Source organism: Bulleidia sp. HCP3S3_C9, from assembly GCF_052064035.1.
In the GTDB taxonomy this organism is placed as follows: domain Bacteria; phylum Bacillota_I; class Bacilli_A; order Erysipelotrichales; family Erysipelotrichaceae; genus Bulleidia.
Genome location: NZ_JBQHWJ010000018.1, coordinates 12,290 through 38,003 on the forward strand (window position 1 = coordinate 12,290; position 25,714 = coordinate 38,003).

Consider the following 25,714-nt stretch of genomic DNA (forward strand, 5'->3'; position numbering starts at 1 on the left):
GTCTTTTCTTTTGATTCATCAATTCTTAAGAAGAGTATTTAGAAGATATTGTGTCTGCCATGTTATAATTGCATGGAAATTGAGTTTTTTTACAAGCTAATGGAGGGTACAATTATGCCTGCAAAGAATTACAAATCATTAGAAGAGATTAAACAATATCTTTTGGAACAATCAAAAAAAGAAAATGAAATCAATGAAAAGGATGTCATTGATATAGCTACAAAAAATCATCTTAGTGAAGATGAAGAAGAAGATTTATTTAACTGGATTCAGGAAAATGATGAAATCTTAATGTCAGGTGAAGGTGAAGAAGATGAGTTAGATGAAGAGGATGAGGACGAAGATGAAGACGAGGAGGAAAACGATTCTGAAGAAACTTCATCTCAAGTAGATCGTAAGAAATCATTTGATTCAATGAAAGCATATCTTCAGGAAATTGGAGCTGTTGATCGTTTGACACCAGAAGAAGAAATTGAAATTGGAAGAAGAGCTGCACAGGGTGATCCTGAAGCTAAGGAAATCATGATCAATGCGAATCTTAGATTAGTTGTTGCGATGGCGAGAAAGTTCTTGAATCGTGGATTGTCGTATCAGGATTTGATTCAGGAAGGAAATATTGGATTGATGAGAGCTGTAGAGAAGTTTGATCCAGATAAAGGATTCCGTTTTTCTACATATGCAACGTGGTGGATTCGTCAGTCTTTAACGCGTGCTATTGCTGATCAGTCAAGAGATATTCGTATTCCAGTACACACAACAGAACAAATCTATAAAATCAAAAAGATTCAACGTGAATTATTCCAGGAATTCAATCGTGAACCAACGCCGGAAGAAATCGCTGAAAAAATTCCTGGCATGGATGCAGCAAAAGTAACAGATTTATTGTCTGTATCACAGGATACAATTTCTTTAGAATCTCCTACAGGAGATGAAGAAGATAGTACTTTAGGTGATTTTATCAAGGATGATTCTATTAAAGGCCCAGAAGATGTATTTAAGAGTGAAGCTTTGAAAGATCAGATTGATAAAGTGTTGAAAGAATTACCTGAAAGAGAAGAAGCAATTGTTCGTATGCGTTTTGGGTTAGATGGCACAGGAACAGTGAAAACTTTAGATGAAGTTGGTAAAATATATGGGATTACTAAGGAAAGAGTCCGTCAGATTGAGAATAAAGCGATGAGAAGATTGAAAATGATCATCAAGACAAAAGAAGAATATACGGACTTAGATGAGGAGTGAGGAATGGACGCAGTAAGGGAAAAACTAATTGAATTAGAGAAACAATATAATGAAATCAGTGATCAGCTGATTAGTGATGAAGTCATTTCGAATCCTAGAAAGATTACAAAGCTTTCTAAGGAACAGGCACAGTTGAGTGGTTCTGTAGAAGCCTGGCATGAATTACAGGAATTTGATTCTAGAATCATGCAGGCAGAAGAAATGCTTGCAGAAGAAGATCCTGAAATGAAGGAAATGGCACAGATTGAATTGGATGAATGTGTTCCTGAAAGAGAAGCACTTTTAGAGAAGATTCAGAAGATGTTGATTCCTAGAGATCCTGAAGATGGCAATGATGTCATTATGGAAATCAGAGGTGGTGCTGGAGGAGATGAAGGCAACATCTTTGCGGGTGACTTGTATCGTATGTATACAAGATATGCGGAAAGCCAGAGCTGGAAAGTACAGGTTATGGAAGCTTCTGTTTCTGAAGCTGGTGGCTTTTCTCAGATTGTATTCTCTATCAAGGGTACAGATGTGTATAAGGCATTGAAATGGGAATCTGGTGTACATAGAGTACAGAGAGTTCCTAAGACAGAGACACAGGGTAGAATTCATACTTCTACTGCAACGGTTTTGTGTCAGCCTGAAATTGAAGAAGAAGATTTTGAACTGGATATGAATGATCTGACATTTGAAACGCATAGAGCGAGTGGTGCCGGTGGTCAGCATATCAATAAGACAGATAGTGCCGTTAGAATTGTGCATATTCCTACAGGTATTACTGTTAACTGCCAGGAAGGCAGATCTCAGATTGAAAATAGAGAAACTGCAATTCGTATCATTCGTGCTAGAGTATATGAAGAAATGCAGAAGGAAAAAGAAGAAGCTGCTGGCAAGGAAAGAAGAGCGAAAATCGGTACAGGTGATCGAAGTGAAAAGATCAGAACATACAACTATCCTCAGAACCGTGTAACGGATCATAGAATTCATTTTTCTGTAAACCATTTGGATCAGATTATGGAAGGCAAGCTGCAGGAAGTGATTGATGCTTTACAGGCAGAAGAAGAAAGAAGAAAGTTAGAGGTTTCTGAATGACAACTTTCTCTAGTATTGTTAGAAAATATGAGAAGCTTTGTGACAACAAGGATATTCCTTGTGAAACTGTGATGGCGTATTTAACAGAATTGTCACAGAGAGAAAGATATGATTTATATCTGCATTATGAAGATGAAATGCCAGAAGCCTTGGAAAAGGAATTTGAAGCTGGTATGGATAGAATCTTGCATTATGAACCAATGGAACATGTTCTTGGATATTCCTGGTTTTATGGATACAAGATGATTGTGAATGAAGATGTATTGATTCCTCGTCCTGAAACGGAAGAATTATGTGCAAATATTCTTGCGAGAATGGATGAGTGGTTTGTGGATAATCAATCGATTGCATGTGCGGATGTTGGTACTGGAAGTGGTGCGATTGCGATTGTATTGGCTAAGGAAGAATCTAAAGTCCATATGATGGCTACGGATATCAGTGAAGAAGCTGTTGTAACTGCGAAAAAGAATGCAGAGAACAATGAAGCTGACATTGATTTTGTGACTGGTGATATGTTGCAGCCTTTGATTGAAAAAGGTATCAAGCTGGATGTATTGGTATCTAATCCTCCATATATTCCTCAAGAAGAAGTAATGGAAAAGAGTGTTGTTGATTTTGAACCTCATGTTGCTTTGTTTGGCGGGGAAGATGGATTGAAGTTCTATCGTGAAATCTTTAAGAACTGTAAGAAAGTTTTGAAAGAAAAAGCATTCATGGCTTTTGAAATGGGCTGGGATCAAAGAGAAAGAATGTCTAAGCTTGTTGAGGAAATGCTTCCTGGATGTGAGTATGAAATACTGAAAGACATGAATGGCAAAGATAGAATGTTGTTTGTGTATTTTAAGTGAGCAATCTGATTTTAATTAAATTGAACGAGTTATTGAAAAAGTATTGTTTGAATTTTTATATAATAGACAACATTAATTTATGTACTAAATAGTTTATTATTTAAAAATGTTATCTGAAGTCACAAAAGAATAATGGAGGAATAATGGGAAAAGTAAGAAATAAGAGGTTAGATATAATAAAAGCATTAGGAATTTTATTGGTTACTCTTGGTCATACTGGAATTGAACCAGCAAGTAGCTTTGTTAATCTTTTTCATGTTGGTGTTTTTTTTGCTATTTCTGGAATACTCTTTAAAGAAAACTATACTGATTCATTCAGTAATTTACTTGATTGTATACTTAAAAAAATAAAAACATTATATATTCCCTTTGTTTTATATAATATCGTTTTTCTGTTTTTTAGGAATTCTTTCATTCTTTTAGGTATTTTAGAAGGAACTATGTTGACTTATCGAGAAATCTTAGTACAAATATCTAAGATTCTCACAATGACAGCAGGTGAACAGTTACTTGGACCGTGTTGGTTTATTAGAGCTTTATTTTTACTGGAAATTTCGTTTTCTGTTATCGACTTTATCTCTAAATTGATATTTAAAAAGTATAGTCGACAGATTAGAGTGATTATATCAATAATACTATTGATATTTGGTTATCTTATTAATGTGAAATCACCTCTTCTTCCATCCTGGTTATTAAGTAATCCATTAAATGTTGGAACAGTTTTTTCGAGTTGGAGTATATTTGTTTTTGGACATGAATTATATTATTGTTATAAGAATAATTTTGAGGTATTTAAAGATAAGATAAATTATAAATATTCTGATTTTTTCTCTGCGGGAATATGTTTCTTTTTATTAATAATTTTGAATTCTTTTGGGAAAGTATCCTATGCAGATAATATGTATCCAAATATTCTATTTTTTCTCGTAGCATGCTTTTTGGGATTTGGTTTTTTATATGGAATTGCGGGAATAATATTGAAACTAAACTGTAAATTAACTGTATTTTTTGTGTGGCTTGGAAGGGTTACGTTAGAGGTATTGTTAATGCATCTTTCAGGTTTTAAATTAGTAACAGTACTTTATGCTCAATTACGTGGTTTGCCAAAATCAGTGTGGAAAGCATTTCCGCAAGCAGACACTTCAATATGGTTTGCTTATTTTTTTGGTGGTTTGTTATTTTCAGTTTGTTTTTCTTTTAGTAAGAGAAAAATTATTGGTTTTATCAAAAATAAATTTGGTAAGAAAAAATATATTGTATTGCTTCTTTTTGCTAGTTTATTGTTTTTATTACCGAGAACAGCGACCACAATTTCCTCTAAAGTGAATTCTGATTTTGATTATTATCTGGTATTTGATGAACAGTATTATCTTGAACATAATGATGATTTGAGAAAAGTATATGGGGATAACCCAGATTATAATACAATTTTATCTCATTTTATTGAATATGGTATGGATGAAGGAAGGCAGGCATCTGACAATTTTGACCCATATTATTACCAAGCTGAATACTTAGATTTAAAAGAACAATTTGGATCAAACATGCGTCTGTATTATGAGCATTATATGAAATATGGATATAATGAAGGAAGAACAGGTGCTCGAGCAGAAGAAATCACTTATGATGCACAAATTGCAATCTCACTAGAAAATAATAAATTAATCAATGTTTCCATAAATTCATTGTTTGAAAATAAGGGAACATATGAATTGTTAGCGATGGATCCTTATCAGAGTGATTTATCTTATGGGGTGGTTGTAAAGGATAATATTGTTTTGCCAATAAAAGATTTTAAACTGAATTTAACAGATATAAACGAAAAATATGTGTTGGTAAAAAAAGAAAATGGACAATATGTTCAAGCTTCAAATTTTGCATATATATCCAATATTGAATATGGTTTTAAAAACGTGGATCGTACTTTTGAAGCAAATAATAAAAAAGGACTTCAAATGTCTGCAGGAATGTTTGAGGATGCAGAAAATCTTGGTGTAGAACATATATTCACAAATGTTATTCTTTCATTGGTTATGCAAGAAAATGATGCAAATGATGCTATTGTTATGGATTATAAAGGAAAAAAATATTATTTTAATTCTGCTGAAATTCACAAATTAGATAGTTATTTTTCAGAATTATACAAAAAGAAGATTGTTGTGACAGTAGGAATTATTACATATTTCAATGAAAAATTACCTTCTATTTATTATCCCGCAGCTTTTGAAGAAAATTCAGCATCTTTTTTTGCGTTAAACACTTCTACCAAAGAAGGTGCGGAATTTGTAGAGGCTTTTATCACTTTTATATCAGAACGTTATGATGGAAGCAATGAAGAATATGGGTTGATAAGTAATTGGGTAATAGGTAATGAAGTAAATGAAAGTGGAACATACAACTATATGGGCGAGAAACCACTGGGTGAATATCTTGATGAATATACAAGAACATTTCGAATTTTACATAATATTATTAAATCTAATATTCCTGGGGCTAATGTATATGTTCCATTGGAACCTTGGTGGGGAATTTCAAGTAATGACCTGACATATGGTGGACGTGAATTTTTAACCTCCTTTGCAAAAAAAATGAATGAAGAAGGTGATGTTAATTGGGGCTTAGCATATCATGCATATTCTTATCCATTGAGTGATCCAAAGGTACTAAATGATGATCAAAGAACAATTGATGAAACTGGTAAATTAACATTGGATGGATACTTTACTACAGAGAATGAAAATACAATAACAATCACTATGAAAAATATTGATGTGCTGATTGAGTATATGCATAAAAAAGAAATGTTGACTTCAGATGGAAAAGTAAGATCAATCATATTGTCTGAACAAGGATACACATCAAACTCAAATGTATATGGTAAGTGTGAAGCACAACAAGCAGCTTCCATGCTATATGCATATTATAAAGCAGAATCATTATCTGATATTGATGCATTTATTTACTTTTTACAGAAGGATGATAAAAATGCTTCGTTAGGTAATTCGTATTATCAGTTTGGTTTACAGTCACAAGAAAATGATGAAGAAATTCATAAAAAATTATCATACAGAATTTTTAAATGTATGGATAAAGAAAATTCGTTAATAAATTTATCTTATTTTACAACAATTTTGGGAATTGATAGTTGGGATAGTATTATTCCTAATATTAATAGTGTTAATTTTAATAAAACGGATAATGATGAGGAGTTAGAACTAAAAGACATATCATATGGAAACATTAATATAATTCCAAATCAAAAATATACAGGTGAAGAAATTCTTCCGGAAATTTGGGTTGAATTTGAAGGAAATCCACTTATAAATGACGTTGATTATGATGTTGTCTATTTGGATAATATTGATTCTGGAAATGCTAAAGTAGTTGTTGTTGGTTTGGGAGAATACTCTGGAATTTTGACTAGTAGCTTTCATATAACGGACAATTAATATTATAATATTGATAATCTAAGCAAAAATCTGATGGTAAAGTTTTAGATTCTCTAAATAATCCATGATAGTTGGGATATGTAACCAACATATATGAAAGAGTGGAAAGACGATGAAAAAGAATGGGAATAGACAATTATTTGATAAAAAGTGGTATGAACAACATTATCCTGAGTCAAGGAAATATTCAGAAAATAGTTATCAACATTATGTTAATGTAGGCTGGAAAAAAGGATATGATCCAAGTCCATATTTTTCAACAGAACAATATTTAAAGAAAAATCCTGATGTAAAAAATAGTAGAAAGTGCCCATTAATACATTATTTAAGTGATGGAGAAAAAGAAGGCCGTGCTGTTGATTATTCTCTAGAATATTATGCTGATTTGGCAAGTGAAAAAAAACTTTATGATGAAGTTTATTATAAACAACAAGTACAAAGTAAAATAACTATAAATAATTATTTTGTCCATTATGTAGAAAAAGGATATAAAGAAGGTTATAATCCATCACCTAATTTTTCTACTAATAGATATCTGAAAGTGAATTCTGATATAGGAAAAGATGTTTGCCCATTATTACATTATTTGATTTATGGAGAGGATGAAGGTAGAAAACCATTTAAAGTTGATCCTCAATTAGAAGGAATTTATTCTAAAAGAAATGAAATGATTCTTCCACGAAAAAAAAATAGATTAAAATATTATAATATAATTAAAAAAAATAAAAATAAAAAATTTCTAGTTGTTTTACATTTTTTCTATTACACATCTTGGATAGAAATCCAATCTTATTTAGAAAACTTATCTCCTTATAATTATGACCTATATATAACATATATAGAAGGGCAAGCATGGGAAGAATATCATCAGAAAATTCAATTATTTAAACCAGATACAGTATTTATTAAGGTTGAAAATGTTGGCTTTGACATTGCCTCTTATATTGAGGTTCTAAATATGGTTGATTTATCAAGTTATAAAGCAGTATTCAAAATACAAACCAAAGGAACCTATAATAGAGCAGAAATAGTTAATGGTAAATACTATCAAGATGGAGACTGGTTTACAAATTTGTTTGATGCAATTTTGGGACCAGAAAATGTTCACAAAACAATTTCTTTGATGGACAATAATAAAATTGGAATGGTTGGAGCGAAAAATTTAATTGTTACAGATTTGCCATACTTACGTTCATATTTAACTAGGCAGTTGAAATTGATAAAGGTTGACGTGCCTGAAAATTATTCTTTTGTAGCTGGCACTTGTTTTTGTGTAAGAGCTGAAATTGCAAATGAATTTAAAAAATTAAATTATAATTCATCTATTTTTTGTGATTCTATTAGAGGCTCATTTTCTATGGCTCATGCATTCGAAAGATATCTTGGCTTTTTTGTTCAACTTCAAGGTTATTCTATTTACGGAATAGATGTTGATCAAGCAAGACAAAATAAGTGGAAAGAATTAGAAAAATCATTAGCAAAATATAGTGGTTTGAGATTGTTAAATGACAACAGGGTATTATTGTCCGATGATTGTATTGTTAGAAATTTAGACACTAGAATAGTTCGAGATTATCAAATAGAATCAATTGAGTTAGATGAATTAAAAGCTATTAGAAAAGGGAATGTTAATTATATTTATGAACTTGCACCATATAAATACTTAACTGACAATAATAAATATTATTCTGAATATATTAATTATTGTCGATTGAATCGAAGAAATGATTTCTATGATTATAGTGAATCTGAATTTAATAAATTAGACGATACATTTTTTATAAATCAATTTTGGCATTTATATTCGGAATTTAATGCTAAAAACTATAATGATTCAAAAAGATTGATTGTAGTAGATAAAGAAACAAATTATATTCTTGATGGATTGCATAGAGCATCAATTTTGTATCATGAATTTGGTGGAAATTATAAAATAAATGTATTAATGATACACTATGGTAATTACGATTGTTCCTCTGCAATACCATACACTAATAAGTTGAGAAATACTAAAACACGAAAATATGAGCATTTAGATTAAAGGTGATTAAGTTATGAAAATAGATATTATAGTCCCAGTATATAATGGATATGATGATGTTATAAAATGTTATAACAGTTTGAAAAAACATACTGATTTTGATTTATGTAGAGTCATTTTTATTGATGATAATAGCCCAGATAAAAGGATTTTACCATTACTTAAATCTTTTGAAGATAATGAGAATGTGATTGTTAAACATAATGTCGTCAATCAAGGTTTTTCTGCAAATGTGAATATTGGTATGCAAATGTCAGAAGAAAATGATGTTATTTTATTAAATTCTGATACAGTAGTTACTTCAAGATGGGTTGAAAAAATTAAAGAGGCAGCATATTCTTCTGAAGAAATTGCAACAGTAACACCATTGAGTAATGCTGCTACACTTTGTTCATATCCGAATTTTTGTGAGGATAATAAAATTCCTGATGGAATGACAATCGATAGTTTAGCTGAATTAATTGAAGCGGTAAGTTTAAAAAAATATCCAAGAATTACAGTCGCTGTTGGTTTTTGTATGTTTATAAAACGAAAAGTAATCAATGAAGTTGGATTATTTGATGCGAAGACGTTTGGACGAGGATATGGCGAAGAAAACGATTTTTGTAATCGCGCAGAACAAATTGGATACATACATGTTATGGCAGATAATACTTTTGTTTATCACAAAGGGACCGCTTCATTTGATACAGAAGAAAAAAAGCAGCTCATTGAAGCACATAATAAGATATTATTCGAAAGATATCCAGAACAAATGATTGCTAATTCAAAATATTGTATAGATAATCCGGATCAATATATAAGAGATAACATCAATATTTATAGATTATTGCATAATGGAAGACAAACAGTTTTGTATCTGATTCATGCTGATTTTAGAGATGATTGTCCTGAAAGGCATGGTGGAACACAATATCATGTAAAAGATTTAACAAATGGTTGTAAGTTTGAAAAAAATATAATAGTTGCTGCACGTGAAAGTGAATATCTTAATGTGACTATATATGTTGATGACAAAACACAAGATTTTAAATTCTATATTGGAAAATATGATGGATTCCAAAAAATCAATGATAGGGAAATTTATAAAGTATTGAAAAATATTTTAATTGGTTTTCATGTAGATCTTATTCATGTCCACCATGTTCAGAGACTTTCTTTAGATATTTTTCAATTGGCACAACAATTAAATATTCCAATAATAATGACGTTGCATGACTTTTATATGATTTGTCCTACTTGCAAGGGTGTTGATTCTGATGGAATTTTTTGTGATTTTGTTGATGAAACAAAATGTGACAATTGCTTGCAGTGTAAAAGAATGATAGCACCTACAGTAAATTGGATTAAAAAGTGGAGAAAAGAAGCATATGAGGCATTAAAAATATGTGAATATTTAATTACTCCATCTGAGAATTGTAAAAATTATTTTCTTAAAATTTATCCTCAACTAAAAGAAAAAATAAAAGTTATATCGCATGGAATAGATATTACAATTGAATTAAATGATTCTTTTGATTGTATAAAGTCAGAAAATATTGTAACAGACAAAATGCATTCTTTTGTTGATTGCTGTCTTAACAAAGAAGCTGGAATAAATCGTATAGCTGGATGGGCTTTTATTGAAGATACAGATTCTAATGACTATGAATTTTCCATTAAAATTTTGTGTGATGGTAAAATAAACTACTACAAGTGTGAAAAAATCGAACGTGTTGATATTTCAAATGGATTTAATAATAAAAAATATTTATATTCTGGTTATGAAGCAACTGTGCCTTATGCCAAATATAAAGGGAAAAAAATCGAAATTACTATAATTATTATGTATAAGGGTAAAGCATATACTAATAATGAAAAGTATGTTTTTAAAGTTCAAGACTACCTTCCAAAATCAAAACTAAATGTTGGTTTTATTGGTGGTGTTACTGTTGAAAAAGGAACTACAATTATTAGAGATTTAATACAAAATTCAAGTAATGATATTTGCTGGTATCAATTTGGTGAGATAGGAGATGAAAAATTATTAAAACTTGATGCACCAAATTTTATTAAAACAGGAAAATATGATAGAGATGATATTGAAATTCTTCTAGATGGATATGGTATAGATGTAGTTTGCATTTTAAGTTGTTGGCCAGAAACTTTCTGTTATACTCTTTCGGAAGCTCTTGCGTCAAAAAAACCAGTTATAGGTGTCGATTTTGGAGCTGTTGGAGAAAGGATATCAGATAAATATGGATGGCTAGTTTCTGTTGAGCATTCAAGTGAAGAAATTCGAGGAATATTGAAAGAAGTATTAAATAATCGTGAAATATTGGAAAATAAACAGCGAAATATTAGTGAAATTATTCTCAAAACAACTGAACAGATGTGCGTAGAATATATAAATCTATATAATCAGTTTAAATTAAAAAAACACAATGTTGAAGATATTGTAGATTATGAATATATTTTGCAAGCATTAAAGGACTCGTGTACAAATGCAAGAGAACTAACAATGAAGAAGAAAATAGAAGAACTCAATAGAAAATGTTCTAAACTAGAATTTGAGATTAATGATATTAATTCCACTAAATCTGTAAAGTTTGCAAAAAATGTGAGAAAAATATTAATTGGGAAATAAGTGTAAAGTGTATGAATGAAAAAAACTCAATTGAAGTAAGAAATCTGTCTAAAAGCTTTAAAATGCAATATGATAAAGCAAGGACGCTTAAGGAACTTTTTATAAGACATAATGGCAACAAAACAACTGTGCATGAAGTTTTAAAAAATATCAGTATTGACATTCACAAAGGTGAAACAGTTGCTTTAATAGGTACCAATGGTTCTGGTAAATCAACGCTTTTGAAATTAATGACGAAAATTATTTATCCAACAAGTGGTACATTAGAAACAAATGGAAAATTAACTTCTTTGCTCGAATTAGGTGCAGGATTTCATCCAGATTTTACTGGACGTGAAAATATCTATTTTAATGCTGCAATTTTTGGATTGAATGAAGAACAGATTGCTGAGCGAATTGATACAATAATTAATTTTTCCGAACTTGGAAAAGCAATTGATGAGCCCATCAGAACATATAGCTCAGGCATGTACATGCGTTTAGCATTCTCAATTGCAATAAATGTTGATGCTGAAATTTTGCTGATTGATGAAATATTGGCTGTTGGAGACCAACATTTTCAAGATAAGTGTTATGCAAAATTAGAAGAACTCAAAAGAAGTGATATGACAATTGTAATTGTGTCACACAGTTTAGAAGTTGTGAAAAAGTTGTGTGATAGATGCATTTGGATATATAATGGTAAAATTCGCGAAGACGGTGATCCAATTTACGTAATTAGCGAATATTTAAAGCAAATATCTTTAGATTACAAATTACAGAAAAAATTAGATGTTGAAAGTGGTTTAGATGATTATAAGGGAATTATAAATATAGAATCTCCAAAAAGTTTCAGTAGATTCTATGGAGAAGAAACAATTATTAAAATTCAAGGATGGAAAATTTCAGATTGTACTGATGAAGTTTTTTCTATAAAAATTGGAGATAAAAAAATAGATGGAATTTCATATTTTCATCGAGGAGATGTATATAACCTTTATAACGAGCAATTTAACGGCGTTTTAGATGTAAATAAAATAGGTTGGCTTGCTAATATTAAACTTGGCGATTATAAAAATGAAATATCATCATGTGGAGAATTATCTATATCAGCTGTTATATGTGATTCACAAGGAAATGAAATTTGCCAAAAATCAATATCAATATTTGTTGAATAGGGAGGTTATTTATGATTTCTGAATTATATCAATATCGAGAATTGTTGAAAACAAGTATAAAAAAAGAAATTCGAGGAAAATATAAGGCTTCTTTTCTTGGAGTACTATGGTCATTTATCAATCCACTTCTTCAAGTACTTGTTTATGCAATTGTTTTCCCTTATATGATGCGTGATACAGGAGATGACTATATTATATACTTAGTTACGGGAATCTTGCCTTGGACTTTTTTTCAAACAGTAATAAATGAATGTGTTATAAGTGTTAAAAAAAATTCTGGCATTATAAAAAAAGTGTATTTTCCAAGAGTTATATTGCCCTTATCTTCTGCGATTAGTGGATTAATTAACTTTTTCATTTCGTGTTTGATTATTTTGTTTTTTTGCTTGATTTTTAAAGTTGGTTTTTCTTGGCATTTCCTATATGCAATTCCATTAGCAATTATTGAGTGTGTTCTAGCTTTGGGAATTGGGTTAGCACTTGGAGCAGTGGATGCATATGTTCAAGATTTAGAGTATATTGTTAATTTTATTTTAATGATGGCATTTTATGGATCACCAATTGTATATCAAATGAGTCTTTTTGAATCCAACACATTATTTTTGAAGATAATTCAATTAAATCCTATGACGAAAATAATAATGGGGTATAGAGATGCTTTTTTATACCATGTTACTCCACCGTTAACTGACTTTATTTATGTGTCTGTAATTGCATGTATTGTATTAGTGCTAGGATATATGATTTTTAAGAAACTTGAAAAAGGATTTGCTGAACAATTTTAATATTCGTTGTATTAACAGACTCTTTAATATTGAAATTTCATTGGAGAAAGCGTATGTCTTTAAACTTTTCGTTTGATATCTTTAATTTATATAAAGTAGAACAGAATCTTGTTCTACTTCTTTCTGGTTGGTGCATTGATTCTCAAAAAGGTATTCCAACTGTTTATTTAGTGATTGATGATAGAAGTGTTCTGTTAGACTATGTACCAATGAATCGTGTTGATGTATGTGAGTCTTATAATTTAGATTCAGCTTTTTCTAAGTGTGGATTTAGAGTAAGAAAAGAATTAAGTTCGAATATACATTCATTTAAAGTAATTGCAGAGATAAATGGTGATAAGAAAACGTTAATTTCTAAAGAAGGAAGCACATTAAAGCAATTTATAAAAGAGTCCTCTATTGCGTGTGATATTGAAGAAGTTACAAAGAGTAAAGATTCTGGAATGTACCATTTTAGAGGATGGGCTTTTTCATTTAATAATACTTTAGTTAAGCATAAAATAGTAGATTCAAAAAATCATGAAATAGATGTGATTTTTAGAGATACTGTAAGAGAAGACATAAGTCCATTTTCTACTTCAGTAAAAGGGTTTGTTGGGTCTTTTCATTTTGAAGATAGTAAAGATTATTTTTTAGAATTAAGTTCAAATAATCAACAAATTAAGATATCTTTAGATGATTGTATTCGTTCTAATTCTCTTTCAATTGCTTCTTTTTTGAAAAAAATTAATTTTAGCAACATTCAAAAGGGAATTAGATATTTAAAAGAAAATGGTATTAGAAATACATTTGGATGGATCAAGAATTCCAATAATGCTGAGTACAAATATCAAAACTGGTTTGATCGTCATAAGGTAACAAAAGAAGAATTAAATAGACAAAAAACAGTATCTTTTGCATATTCACCATACATAAGTATTCTTGTTCCAACGTATAACACACCTTCTAAGTTATTGCGTGAGATGATTGATTCTGTGAGAAATCAATCATATGCAAATTGGCAATTATGTATTGCAGATGGAAGCAATCAAGCGGAAACAAAGAAAATCATTCAAGACTATGCATCAAAAGATGAAAGAATCAAAGTTTCTTGGCTATCTGAGAACTATGGTATCTCAGGAAATACTAATAAAGCATTAGAATTAGCAACTGGCGAATATACTGCTTTGTTTGATCATGATGATTTATTAGAACCTGATGCATTATTTGAAGTAGTTCAGTCATTACAAGATGTACAACATGATATTGTGTATACGGATGAAGACAAGTTGAATGAACAAACTGGGATGCTTATGGATCCAGGTTTGAAACCAGACTGGAGTCCTGATTTATTCCTTTCTCATAACTACATTACACATTTGTTTGTAGTAAAAACAGACATTATTAGAACTATTGGTGGATTCAGAAGTGAGTATGATGGTGCACAGGATTATGATTTGATGTTTAGATGCATTGAAAAATCCAAGGATATCTATCATTTGCCTAAGGTGTTATATCATTGGAGAATCCATGAGGGATCTACGGCTGGTGATCCAGAGAGCAAGACATATGCGTTTGAAGCAGGAAGAAAAGCTATCCAATCTCATTTAGATCGTATGGGAATTGAAGGAAATGCAATTACTTTAGGAAAACCTTTATGGGGATTATACCGTGTAGAATATGTGATGAAGGAAGAACCATTGGTTTCAATTATTATTCCTAACTATGAACATGAAGATGTATTGAAAACATGTATTGATTCTTTGTTCAATGTAAATACATATAAGAATTTTGAAATTATTGTTGTGGAAAACAATAGTAAAAGTAAATCTACGTTTGAATACTATGAACAAGTACAGAAAGAGCATGATAATGTTAGCGTTGTTACTTGGGAAGGTACGGAGTTTAATTTTTCTGCAATCAATAATTTTGGCGTGCAATATGCTAAAGGTGAATATATTCTGTTATTAAACAATGATACAGAAATGATTGAGCCTGATTCTTTAAGAGAACTTGCAAGCAATTGTATGCGTGATGAAGTTGGAATTGTTGGGGCAAAATTATTGTATGATGATGATTCTATCCAGCATGCTGGAGTAGTGATTGGATTTAGTGGATATGCAGGGCATGTATTTACAGGTATCATGAGTAAGTATGAGTATGGATATATGATGCGTGCTGCAATTACTTGTGATTATTCTGCGGTAACTGCTGCCTGTTTAATGACTAAAAAATCAATTTGGGAACAAGTGGGTGGATTAGATGAATCATTTAAAGTTGCATGCAATGATATTGATTACTGCCTGAAAGTGAGGGATTTAAATCAGCTTGTTGTGTATGATGCATTCTCTGTATGGCATCATTATGAATCTAAATCTAGAGGCTATGAAGATAACCAAGAGAAAAAAGCACGTTATGAAGACGAAGTAGCTAGATGGCAAAAGAAATGGGGTAAATATTTACCTAACAACGATCCATACTACAATAAAAACTTTGCGATAGAAAAAGGACCATATATCCTGGATTAATGAATATGAAATCTGAGAACTTTACATTAAAAAACTTTATTCAACTAGAAAATGGCATGTATTTTTTACATGCTTCTTTCTCTATGAAAGATCGTTTGTTTTCTTTAGTATTAAATGATTCTAAAGAAGGTATTTATGTGATTCAGACAGGGAAAGAACAATATGAATGCTTTTGCTATGCAAAATTAGATGAAAAAGAATTTTGTTTAAAAGCGGTTGTGGATCATCAGGAATCTATTCTTTTAGAAGATGAAATAACAATGTTATTAGATGCATCTTCCATCGCTTCAAATATCACATTTGTTTCATCTAATAATGGAATAACAGAAGTAAGAGGCTGGGCATTTACTTCAAATTTAGAGTTCCCTGAAATACAGGTAAAGAATATAACTGATAATAAAACAAGTGAATTTTCACTTCGAAACACTAAATTTCAGGAATTGATTGATGATTCCATTCTTTCAAAAGACCAGATGTATGGCTTTGCGCTTTCTTTTATCAAAGAAGAAGGAAAAGATTATTCTATTGAATTGAGAAATGGTAATAACACTAAATCGCTGCCACTTACATCTTTTTTCTCTGAGAGAAACGAAACGAAAAAACTATCAATAGGAACTGCACTGAAAAGAATCAGTCCAAAAATGATGAAACGATTCTTTGAATATTTAAAAGAAAATGGAATCAAGGAAACGGTTTATAAGATCTTATTTGGAATGCAGGAAGAATTTGATTACGATGCGTGGTTTAGAAGAAATAGAATTTTGGATGAAGAATTAGAAAGACAAAAAAAGATTGTTTTTTCATATGCACCAAAAATCAGTATTTTAGTTCCAACATTTAATACACCAAAAGATTTATTGATTGAAATGATTGAATCCGTAAGAAATCAGTCATATGCAAATTGGCAGTTATGTATTGCGGATGGCAGTAATCAGGAAGAAACAAAAAATATACTCAAAGAGTATGTATCTAAAGATAATAGAATTGTAGTTTCCTGGCTGGATAAAAACTATGGTATTTCAGGAAATACAAATAAAGCTTTAGAACTTGCTGATGGTGAATATACTGCATTATTTGATCATGATGATGTATTAGAATTGAACGCTTTATATGAAGTGGTTTCTTCTTTGCAAGACGTACATCATGATATTGTGTACACAGATGAAGATAAGTTAAATGGAAAAACGCTTCAATATGAAGATCCAAACTTCAAATCTGACTACAATGAAGATTTGTTGTTGTCTCATAACTATATTACGCATTTCTTTGTGGTGAAAACAAATATTTTGCGTGAAGTAGGTGGATTCAATAGTGAATATGATGGGGCACAGGATTATGATGTGATATTGAAGTGTGTTGAAAAAACAAATGATATTCATCATATTGCTAAGATTCTTTATCATTGGAGAATGCATGAAGGATCAACTGCTTTAAATCCTGAAAGTAAGATGTATTGTTATATTGCGGGAGAAAAAGCAATTCAGCATCATTTAGATCGTATTGGTGTAAAAGCGAAAGTAGAAATGAGAAAGAAACCATATTGGGGTTTGTATCATGTGGAGTACTTGCTCGATGAAGATCCACTTGTTTCTATTGTGATTCCTAACTATGAACATGAAGATGTATTAAAAACATGTATTGATTCTTTATACAATGTGAATACATATAAAAACTTTGAAATTATTATTGTGGAAAACAATAGTAAGAAGAAATCTACATTTGATTATTATGAACAGGTGCAAGCTGATCATGAAAATGTAAAAGTTGTGACTTGGGAAGGAACAGAATTTAATTTCTCCGCAATCAATAACTTTGGTGCGAAATATGCCAAAGGACAATATCTATTATTTTTAAACAACGATACAAAAGTGATTGCTCCAGAAGCAATTCGTGAAATGGTTGGAACTTGTTCAAGAAAGAATGTTGGTATTGTTGGTTCGAAACTTTTATATCAAGACAATACAATTCAACATGCAGGTGTAGTGATTGGATTTATGGGATATGCTAGACATATCATGAATGATATTGAAGGCTTGAAGGATCCTGGATATATGATGCGTGCTCAAGTGAACTGTGATTATAGTGCAGTGACAGCGGCATGCATGATGACAAAGAAATCTTTGTTTGAAGAATTGCATGGATTTGATGAATCTTTTAAGGTTGCATGTAATGATATTGATTATTGCTTAAGAGTTAGAGAAAAAAATGATTTGGTTGTATTTAATTCTTTTGCGAAATTTTATCATTTTGAATCAAAATCAAGAGGTTATGAAAATAATCTTGAAAAAGTAAATCGATTTAATCGTGAAGTTGAAATCTGGCAAGATAGATGGAGAGATATCCTTGTAAATGGTGATCCATATTACAATGTAAACTTCAAAATTGAAAATGAACCATTTGAACTCAAGTGATTCTTAATAATTCTTCACTTTGTGAAATTTGGTATCTAATAGTGTGTGTGATAAAATAGACACAAGTAAGTAAAGGGCTTACTGTGTCTATTTTTTAGTTATGCAGAAATTTTATAGATGGATTAGTAAACATAGAGAGATCATTATGGCAATTGTCGATATTACAATTGTTATTTTCTCATATTGGTTTGCTTATTTTGTTAGAACAGATTTTGGTAAAGAAGTTATTCCTTTTGAACATCAGACATTATGGAAATATATGTACTGGCCAATCATTACGAATCTGGCTTCTATTTTGTTGTTCCAGTTGAATAAATCATTATGGATGTTTATTTCTGTGGATGAAGCTTTAAGAGTTTCGGTAGCAGTGTTTGTTGGCAACTTTGCATGGTGGCTTGGAATGCTTTTTGTAAAGATTCCATGGTATGTTAGAAGTGTACCTGTCATTGCGGGAATGCTCCAGCTTCTTTTAATGCTTGGCTTACGTTTGATGTATCGTGTTGTTAGAAGAGACTCTGCACAACGTCATAGAAGTCATCGTGCAGTGATTCTTGGTGCTGGTTCTGCAGGTGTTACCGCAATGAGAGAGATTACGTATAGTGATCTTTATGATACAAGAATCATTGGCTTTATTGACAAAAATAAACGGAAAGTTAAGAAGAGATTAAGTGGTGTTGTTGTATTAGGGACAGATGATGATATGCCTCGTATTGTAAAAAAATACAATATTGATACAGCATATATTGCTATTAAGAATATAACACAACAGGATCTTAGGGAAATGATTGAAAGATGTAGACAGATGAATCTGCGTACGAAAATTGTTTCCTTTGAGCTTCAGAATAATGTTGGAGAAAGAGCATCTGTTCGTAATGTTAATATCAATGACCTTCTTGGTAGAGGCGAATTGTATTTAAACAATGAGGAAATTGGTGGATATCTTACAGGCAAGACAATTATGGTGACTGGTGCTGGTGGCTCTATTGGTTCTGAACTTGTTAGACAGATTATGCAGTTTACACCAAAAAGACTTGTGTTGTTAGATATTTATGAAAATAACATGTATGATTTGCAACAGGAAATCAACATTGAAAGAAGACGTGGTCATGATCAGAATGTAACGGATGTTATATGTTTGATTGGTTCTGTGAGAGATAAAAAACGTGTGGATGAAATTATGAAGAAATATCATCCGAATGTTGTATTCCATGCAGCAGCACATAAGCATGTACCACTTGTTGAAAGCAGTCCACTAGAAGCTATTAAAAACAATGTTCTTGGAACAAAGAATGTTGTGGAATGTTGTATTACCAACTATGTGGATAAGTTTGTGATGATTTCTACGGATAAGGCTGTGCGTACAACAAATGTTATGGGTGCAACGAAGAGAATGTGTGAACTTATTGTGGAAGGCTATAAGAACAATGGTGTTACGAAATTATGTGCCGTACGATTTGGTAATGTTCTTGGATCTAATGGCTCTGTTATTCCTTTATTTGAAAAGCAGATTGAAACGGGTGGTCCTGTTACAGTTACAGATCCAAATATCATTCGTTATTTTATGACAATTCCAGAAGCTGCACAGCTTGTTTTACAGGCTGGTTCTTATGCAAAGACTGGTGAAATCTTTATTCTGGATATGGGTAAACCAGTAAAGATTGTTGATCTTGCGAGAAACCTGATCCAGTTATCAGGTTTAATTCCTGATGAAGATATCAAGATTGAATTTACAGGATTAAGACCTGGTGAAAAACTTTATGAAGAGTTATTGGTGGATCCTAAGAATTCTACGAAAACAGCGAATAATTTGATTTTTGTTGCGGAACCTGAAGATATTACTATGGATGAAGTGAATACAAAAATTAATGCCTTACAACAGTTAGTATCTGATAATAATGCTGATAACCAAAAGATCATTGAAGTTATTACGAAAAAATAAACGGAGAAGTTAACTGCTTCTTCGTTTTGTACAAAAGGAGAAATATGAATACACATCGGTATACTTGGAAAAAGTTAGTCAAAGTTGAAATTGTTTTTTGTGTATTATTATGTGTTTTTAGTTTGCCATATAGAAAATATAGAGATATGGGGTATCAGTATGAGGACATTGCTTCTAAAGTTGCAGTATTCAATGAAGAAAAAAAGAATTCAATTGATGTCGCTTTTTTGGGAGATAGTCAAGGCTGGGCAACATATGATCCTCTGCAATTCTATACTGATCATGGTTTTACTTCCTATAATGCATGTACACCAGGACAGTTTCCGTATGATGCTTATGTGATGTTGAAAAATGTTTTTCATAAGCAAAAGCCTAAACTTGTGGTGATGGATGTAAATATGATTTATACGCCATTGAATGTTTTAAAATTGGGGATGCTTAATCTATTTCCAATATTTCATTATCATAATGCTTGGCTGTTTGAGGAAAAGGTTGACTATAGAGCTGATCGAAAAGGTTTTAATGGCTCTGATCAGGTTACGCCATATCAGGTGGATCATGCATATATGAAAAGAGAGCTATCTGAAAAAATGCCGGCTGATTCTCAAATTTACCTGGATAAGATTTATCAGTTCTGTAAAAGACAAAATAGTCAGTTGTTACTGGTAAATACAATTTCTCCTCTCGTTTGGACAAATGGAAGACATGAAATCATACAGACATGGTGTGATGAGAATGGTGTGAATTATGTTGATTATAATCAATCTGAGCTTTTAGATAAAATTGATTTTGATTTCAGTAATGATTTAAGAGATTACGGGGAACATGTGAATATTCATGGCTCTAAAAAGATTTGTGAGAATCTTGGTGATTATATTCAAAAAAACTATGCATTAGAAGATCATAGAAAGGATAGCTCGTATCAGGAATGGAATGCATTAGCACAAGATGCGAGTGAATATGATTAAGTATGACATTTTCTTATAATTCAATATTGTTCTATCTTGGATTTGTTCCAATGATTATGATTCTTTATTCTTTATTTCCCCGGAAATATAGATGGATGACATTGTTATTCGCTAACTACGCATTTTTCTTTGTATGGTCAAAGAAATTGATTGTTTATAATTTAGTTACGACTTTGATTACGTATTTGTTTGGGAAAAAGTTATCTTCAATGAAGAAAGCTCCAATAAATGTAGATCGTAAGAAATTCAAAAAACAGAAGAAAACAATTCTTACAATCAGTGTACTTATTAATTTGTTTGTGCTAATTGCCTTGAAATATACAAACTTCATAGGTTCTACAATTTTTAGCTCCTCTTTTACAGCATTGAGTATTGTTGCACCAATTGGTATCAGCTATTACACGCTGCAGAATATTTCATATCTAGTAGATGTATCAAACAAAAAGATTGAACCAGCGCATTCATTCTTTGATTTATCTTTATATAACAGTTTCTTTTTAACAATCATGGAAGGTCCAATTACTAGATTTTCAGATATGATTGATCAATTAAAATCAGGCAATCCAATTACGCCAGAGAATTTTACATTTGGTGTTGAAAGAATCACATGGGGATTATTTCAAAAGATGATTATTGCAGATCACTTGAGTGGTGTTGTGAATACATTGTTTGCGAATTACAAGACAAGTGGTGCATTGAGTTTGCTGGCTGCAGTATTATGTACGATTCAATTGTATATGGATTTTAAAGGTACGATTGATATTGCATTAGGTGTTGGAAAAATCTTTGGTATTACGATTGCAGAAAACTTTAGGCAGCCATTTTTTGCGAAGAATGCTGGTGATTTCTGGAGAAGATGGCATATTACTTTAGGTGCTTTTTTGAGAGACTATGTATTTTATCCAGTATCTTTAAGTAAACCAATTCAAAAATTAACAAAATGGTGTAAGAATCATCTTGGAAATATGGTTGCTAGATATGTTGGTCCATTGATTGCTTTATTCTGTGTATGGATCTGTAATGGTTTCTGGCATGGACCGTATTGGACATATGTTCTGTATGGGATGTATTACTTTGTTCTCATGGTACTTGAATTATTTTTGGAAAAACCATTTGAGAAGTGGTGTATGGAACATCATTTGGATGTGAATGGCTGGGGGATTCGAACATTTCGATTTATTAAGTTATTTATCGTTGTGATTATTGGTGAAATGTTCTTTAGAGCTCCTACATTTACTGATGGATGGACAATGCTTGTGAGTATGTTTACAAACTTTAATACCAATGAAATGATACAAGTATTTCCAACACTTGGTTTAACAAATCGAGAATGGATTTCTGTCATTGTTTCTTTTGGTGTTGTAATCGTTGTATCTGTACTGAAGGAAAAGAATATATCGATTCATGGTTTACTGGATCAATGCCCATCTGCAGTACGATGGGGTGTACTTTATGCTTTGATTTTTGCAGTCATCTTATTTGGGGCGTATGGTCCTGGATATGATGAAGTTGCGATGATGTATGCGGGATTTTGAATTATGAAAAATGTATTAGAATGGCTTGAAAATAAAACAGAACAAGAAAAAAAGAGAATTGCATTTATAGATCCTAAAGATGAAATATCTTTTAAAGAATTGGAACAAAATGCAAAATGTATCGGCACATATGTTTCGTATATGTGTGATGTTAGAAGTGCTGTTGGCTTCTATATGGAAAAGAATATTGAGGCGGTATGTGGTATGCTTGGTGCCGTCTATGGAGGTTGTCTGTATTCATTTTTGGATACAAGACAGCCAGAAAGCAGGATGCATCAAATCATCTCTGTATTACAGCCTGCATTGATTTTGACAGATGAAGAGCATCTAGAAGAAGCACATAAGTTGTTTCCTGCAATTCATGTAGAAGTCATTGCGGACATCCTTTTTGAAAAGAAGATGGATCAGGAACGACTAGATGCCATTAGAGAACAGGCACTGGATATGGATCCACTGTATGTTAACTTTACATCTGGTTCTACGGGTGTACCGAAGGGTGTTACGGTCTGTCATAGGAATGTGATTGATTTTATTGAAGTATTTGTTAAAACAACCGGCATTCAACAGAGTGATATTTTAGGAAATCAGGCACCATTTGATTTTGATGTATCTGTGAAAGATATTTATAGTGGAATATGTACTGGTGCAAGTGTTGTCATCATTCCTAGAGAATACTTCTCAAATCCTACGGTATTAATGGATTATTTGAGTGCACAAAGATGTACTGTTCTGATCTGGGCAGTGAGTGCGATGTGCTTTGTATCTATTATGAATGGTCTGCAGTATAAGACACCAGTTAGTGTAAGACTTGTTATGTTCTCTGGAGAAGTGATGCCAATTAAGCAGCTGAACAAATGGACAAAGGCATTACCTTTTACAACATTTGTGAATTTATATGGACCTACAGAAATTACATGTAACTGTACATATGAAATTCTTGAAACAAGAGAATATGAACTAGATGAAGTGCTTCCGATTGGAAAAGCATTTGATAATGAAAAAGTATTCCTTCTGGATGAAAATGATGCATTGATTCAAGTACCGGATCAAGAAGGAGAAATCTGTGTTTCTGGTACATGTGTTGCGTTAGGCTACTATCATGATATGAAGAAAACAAATGAAGTCTTTGTTCAAAATCCTTTGAATGATAAAACATATGAAAGAATCTATCGCACAGGAGATTTAGGGAAATACACAGATGACTTGAAACTTATTTATACAAGTCGAAAGGATTTTCAGATCAAACATCTTGGACATCGTATTGAACTTGGTGAAATTGAAGCACAGGTGGAACAACATACAGCGATTACACGTGCAATCTGTATTTATGATTCGAACAAGAAAAGAATTCTTCTTTTCTATGTAGGAAATATTGAGGGAAAACAGCTGATCAGTGAATTGAGAGATGTATTGCCTGGATATATGTTACCTAATAAAGCATTTGCATTAGATGCATTTCCAATGAATAAAAATGGCAAAGTAGATCTCAATGCCTTAAAAGAAATTGGAGGAATCAAACATGCTTGATCAGGAAGAATTGAAATATATTGCTTCAACGTATCAGACACCTTGTTTTGTCTTTGATGAAGAAGCATTGATTGAAAGAGTGAAAGAAATCAGAAAAATCAGTGAAGGAAAATATCATCTTTGTTATTCCATTAAGGCAAATCCTTTTCTGATTCCTACAATGATTCAGCTTGTAGATCATTTAGAAGTGTGTTCTCCTGGGGAATTACAGATTTGTAAAGCATTGCATGTGCCTGGGAATATGATTATTTATTCTGGGGTAAATAAAGAAGCATGGGATATTGATGAAGCGATTCAATATGGTGTAGGCATATTGACTTGCGAATCACTGAAACATGTGAAATGTATCAATGAAGAAGCAAAGAAGTTAAATGTTACAGTACCTGTATTGTTACGATTGAATGCGGGTTCACAATTTGGAATGTCAAAGGAAGATTTGTTTTCTGTAATTGATCAAATGGATGTATATTCAAATATTCAAGTTAAAGGCATTCATTACTTTGTTGGAACACAAAGAAAAAAGATTGAACACAAAGTCAAAGAATTAGAAATGTTAAAAACACTCTTTCAAGAAATTGAAGCAGAACATCATGTGAAGCTAGATAATTTAGAGTATGGACCTGGATGTAACGTATCATTATTTGAAAATGAAGATTTTACAGATACATACAAACCACTCAAAGAAATACATACAGAATTGAGTTCTTTCACGCAAGACGTTTCGATTGAAATGGGAAGATTTTTTGCGACGTATTGTGGAACATATCTCACAAAAGTAATGGATTTAAAAGAAAACAAAGGTGTGAATTATTGTATTGTGGATGGTGGGATCAATCATGTGAATTATTATGGAAGCATGATGGGAATGAATGTACCAGTGACACAGCATATAACAGATATGGAAGTTGAAGCAAAAGACTGGTGTATCTGTGGATCTCTTTGTTCCACAAATGATATTTTGATTCGGAAGTATCATAAAGGGTTGTCAGAAAGTGACTTGATTGCTTTTGAAAATATTGGTGCGTATTCCGTAACTGAAGGCATTAATTTATTCTTAAGTCGTACGCTGCCTTGTGTACTTCTGAGAAAAAAGAAGTATGATTATGAAGTACAAAGAGAACATGTTGAATCTTATGTTCTCAATATACCTGGAGGAAGAAAAAATGGATGAATTGTTAGAATTATTAGAAGATATTAAAGAAGATGTTGATTTTGAACATTGCGATACATTAATTGATGACCATATCATTGATTCTTTTGATATCTTACAAATTATTTCCACATTGAATGATCGATATGATATTTCAATTCCCGCTTCTGAAATCGTGCCTGAAAACTTTAATAGTGCCAAAGCATTATATGCAATGGTTGAAAGATTGATGGAAGAATAGTGTTTGTGAATTGTGTGAAGTTACACACAATCTTTTATGAAAGTGTCCACTGTGTTAAAATATTTCGGACACTTTTTTAGATGAAAAGCTAACTATATAAAAGTCAACAGAAATTGATGAAAAAGTTTGAAAATGAAATTCTTTGAACAAGTTAGTTTCAGAAGGTATCTGTTCTTTGAAAATGTGAATATTCAGGCATGATGAAAACAACTTC

At 31.5% G+C, this 25,714-nt stretch carries 16 protein-coding genes; all 16 read left to right on the forward strand.

From position 1 onward, the window contains the following. Positions 1 to 114 precede the first annotated feature (114 nt). The 16 genes from ACTND6_RS04740 to ACTND6_RS04815 all read left to right on the forward strand — a co-directional run bounded on the left by ACTND6_RS04740 (position 115) and on the right by ACTND6_RS04815 (position 25,500). Positions 115 to 1,239, forward strand: a complete 1,125-nt coding sequence (locus ACTND6_RS04740; protein WP_441022061.1) for a sigma-70 family RNA polymerase sigma factor — start codon at positions 115 to 117, stop codon at positions 1,237 to 1,239. A gap of 3 nt (positions 1,240 to 1,242) precedes the next feature. After that, positions 1,243 to 2,316 carry a peptide chain release factor 1 gene (gene prfA, locus ACTND6_RS04745; RefSeq protein ID WP_441022059.1) on the forward strand — a complete coding sequence of 358 codons (1,074 nt, stop codon included), beginning with the start codon at positions 1,243 to 1,245 and terminating at the stop codon, positions 2,314 to 2,316. Next, entirely contained in the window at positions 2,313 to 3,164 is an 852-nt protein-coding gene (gene prmC / locus ACTND6_RS04750) for a peptide chain release factor N(5)-glutamine methyltransferase (protein WP_441022058.1), read from the forward strand. The genes prfA and prmC overlap by 4 nt, the downstream gene beginning before the upstream one ends. Positions 3,165 to 3,307: 143 nt before the next feature. Further along, a complete protein-coding gene (locus ACTND6_RS04755) occupies positions 3,308 to 6,613 on the forward strand; it encodes a DUF5722 domain-containing protein (protein ID WP_441022057.1) in 3,306 nt (1,101 codons plus the stop codon). A gap of 112 nt (positions 6,614 to 6,725) precedes the next feature. Further along, positions 6,726 to 8,654, forward strand: a complete 1,929-nt coding sequence (locus ACTND6_RS04760; protein ID WP_441022055.1) for a hypothetical protein — start codon at positions 6,726 to 6,728, stop codon at positions 8,652 to 8,654. Positions 8,655 to 8,667: 13 nt separating this feature from the next. Beyond that, complete coding sequence (locus tag ACTND6_RS04765; protein ID WP_441022053.1) at positions 8,668 to 11,280, forward strand: glycosyltransferase; 2,613 nt, start codon at positions 8,668 to 8,670, stop codon at positions 11,278 to 11,280. Between the two features lie 11 nt (positions 11,281 to 11,291). Beyond that, positions 11,292 to 12,437, forward strand: coding sequence for an ABC transporter ATP-binding protein (locus ACTND6_RS04770; RefSeq protein WP_441022051.1), 1,146 nt, complete (start codon positions 11,292 to 11,294; stop codon positions 12,435 to 12,437). A gap of 11 nt (positions 12,438 to 12,448) precedes the next feature. Beyond that, positions 12,449 to 13,222 (forward strand): ABC transporter permease, encoded by a 774-nt coding sequence (locus tag ACTND6_RS04775; RefSeq protein WP_441022049.1) that lies wholly within the window; start codon positions 12,449 to 12,451, stop codon positions 13,220 to 13,222. Between the two features lie 53 nt (positions 13,223 to 13,275). Next, positions 13,276 to 15,729 carry a glycosyltransferase family 2 protein gene (locus ACTND6_RS04780; RefSeq protein ID WP_441022047.1) on the forward strand — a complete coding sequence of 818 codons (2,454 nt, stop codon included), beginning with the start codon at positions 13,276 to 13,278 and terminating at the stop codon, positions 15,727 to 15,729. Continuing rightward, a complete protein-coding gene (locus tag ACTND6_RS04785) occupies positions 15,729 to 18,140 on the forward strand; it encodes a glycosyltransferase family 2 protein (RefSeq protein ID WP_441022045.1) in 2,412 nt (803 codons plus the stop codon). The genes ACTND6_RS04780 and ACTND6_RS04785 overlap by 1 nt, the downstream gene beginning before the upstream one ends. 145 nt (positions 18,141 to 18,285) lie before the next feature. Beyond that, positions 18,286 to 20,079 (forward strand): polysaccharide biosynthesis protein, encoded by a 1,794-nt coding sequence (locus ACTND6_RS04790; RefSeq protein WP_441022043.1) that lies wholly within the window; start codon positions 18,286 to 18,288, stop codon positions 20,077 to 20,079. A 122-nt stretch (positions 20,080 to 20,201) separates the two neighbouring features. After that, positions 20,202 to 21,047, forward strand: coding sequence for a hypothetical protein (locus ACTND6_RS04795; RefSeq protein WP_441045061.1), 846 nt, complete (start codon positions 20,202 to 20,204; stop codon positions 21,045 to 21,047). Between the two features lie 2 nt (positions 21,048 to 21,049). Continuing rightward, a complete protein-coding gene (locus ACTND6_RS04800) occupies positions 21,050 to 22,582 on the forward strand; it encodes an MBOAT family O-acyltransferase (protein WP_441022039.1) in 1,533 nt (510 codons plus the stop codon). Positions 22,583 to 22,585: 3 nt separating this feature from the next. Next, positions 22,586 to 24,109 carry an AMP-binding protein gene (locus ACTND6_RS04805; RefSeq protein WP_441022037.1) on the forward strand — a complete coding sequence of 508 codons (1,524 nt, stop codon included), beginning with the start codon at positions 22,586 to 22,588 and terminating at the stop codon, positions 24,107 to 24,109. After that, positions 24,102 to 25,280, forward strand: a complete 1,179-nt coding sequence (locus tag ACTND6_RS04810; RefSeq protein ID WP_441022035.1) for a diaminopimelate decarboxylase family protein — start codon at positions 24,102 to 24,104, stop codon at positions 25,278 to 25,280. The genes ACTND6_RS04805 and ACTND6_RS04810 overlap by 8 nt, the downstream gene beginning before the upstream one ends. Further along, entirely contained in the window at positions 25,273 to 25,500 is a 228-nt protein-coding gene (locus tag ACTND6_RS04815; protein ID WP_441022033.1) for a phosphopantetheine-binding protein, read from the forward strand. Before ACTND6_RS04810 ends, ACTND6_RS04815 begins: the two co-directional genes overlap by 8 nt. The last annotated feature ends 214 nt before the right edge of the window (positions 25,501 to 25,714 follow it).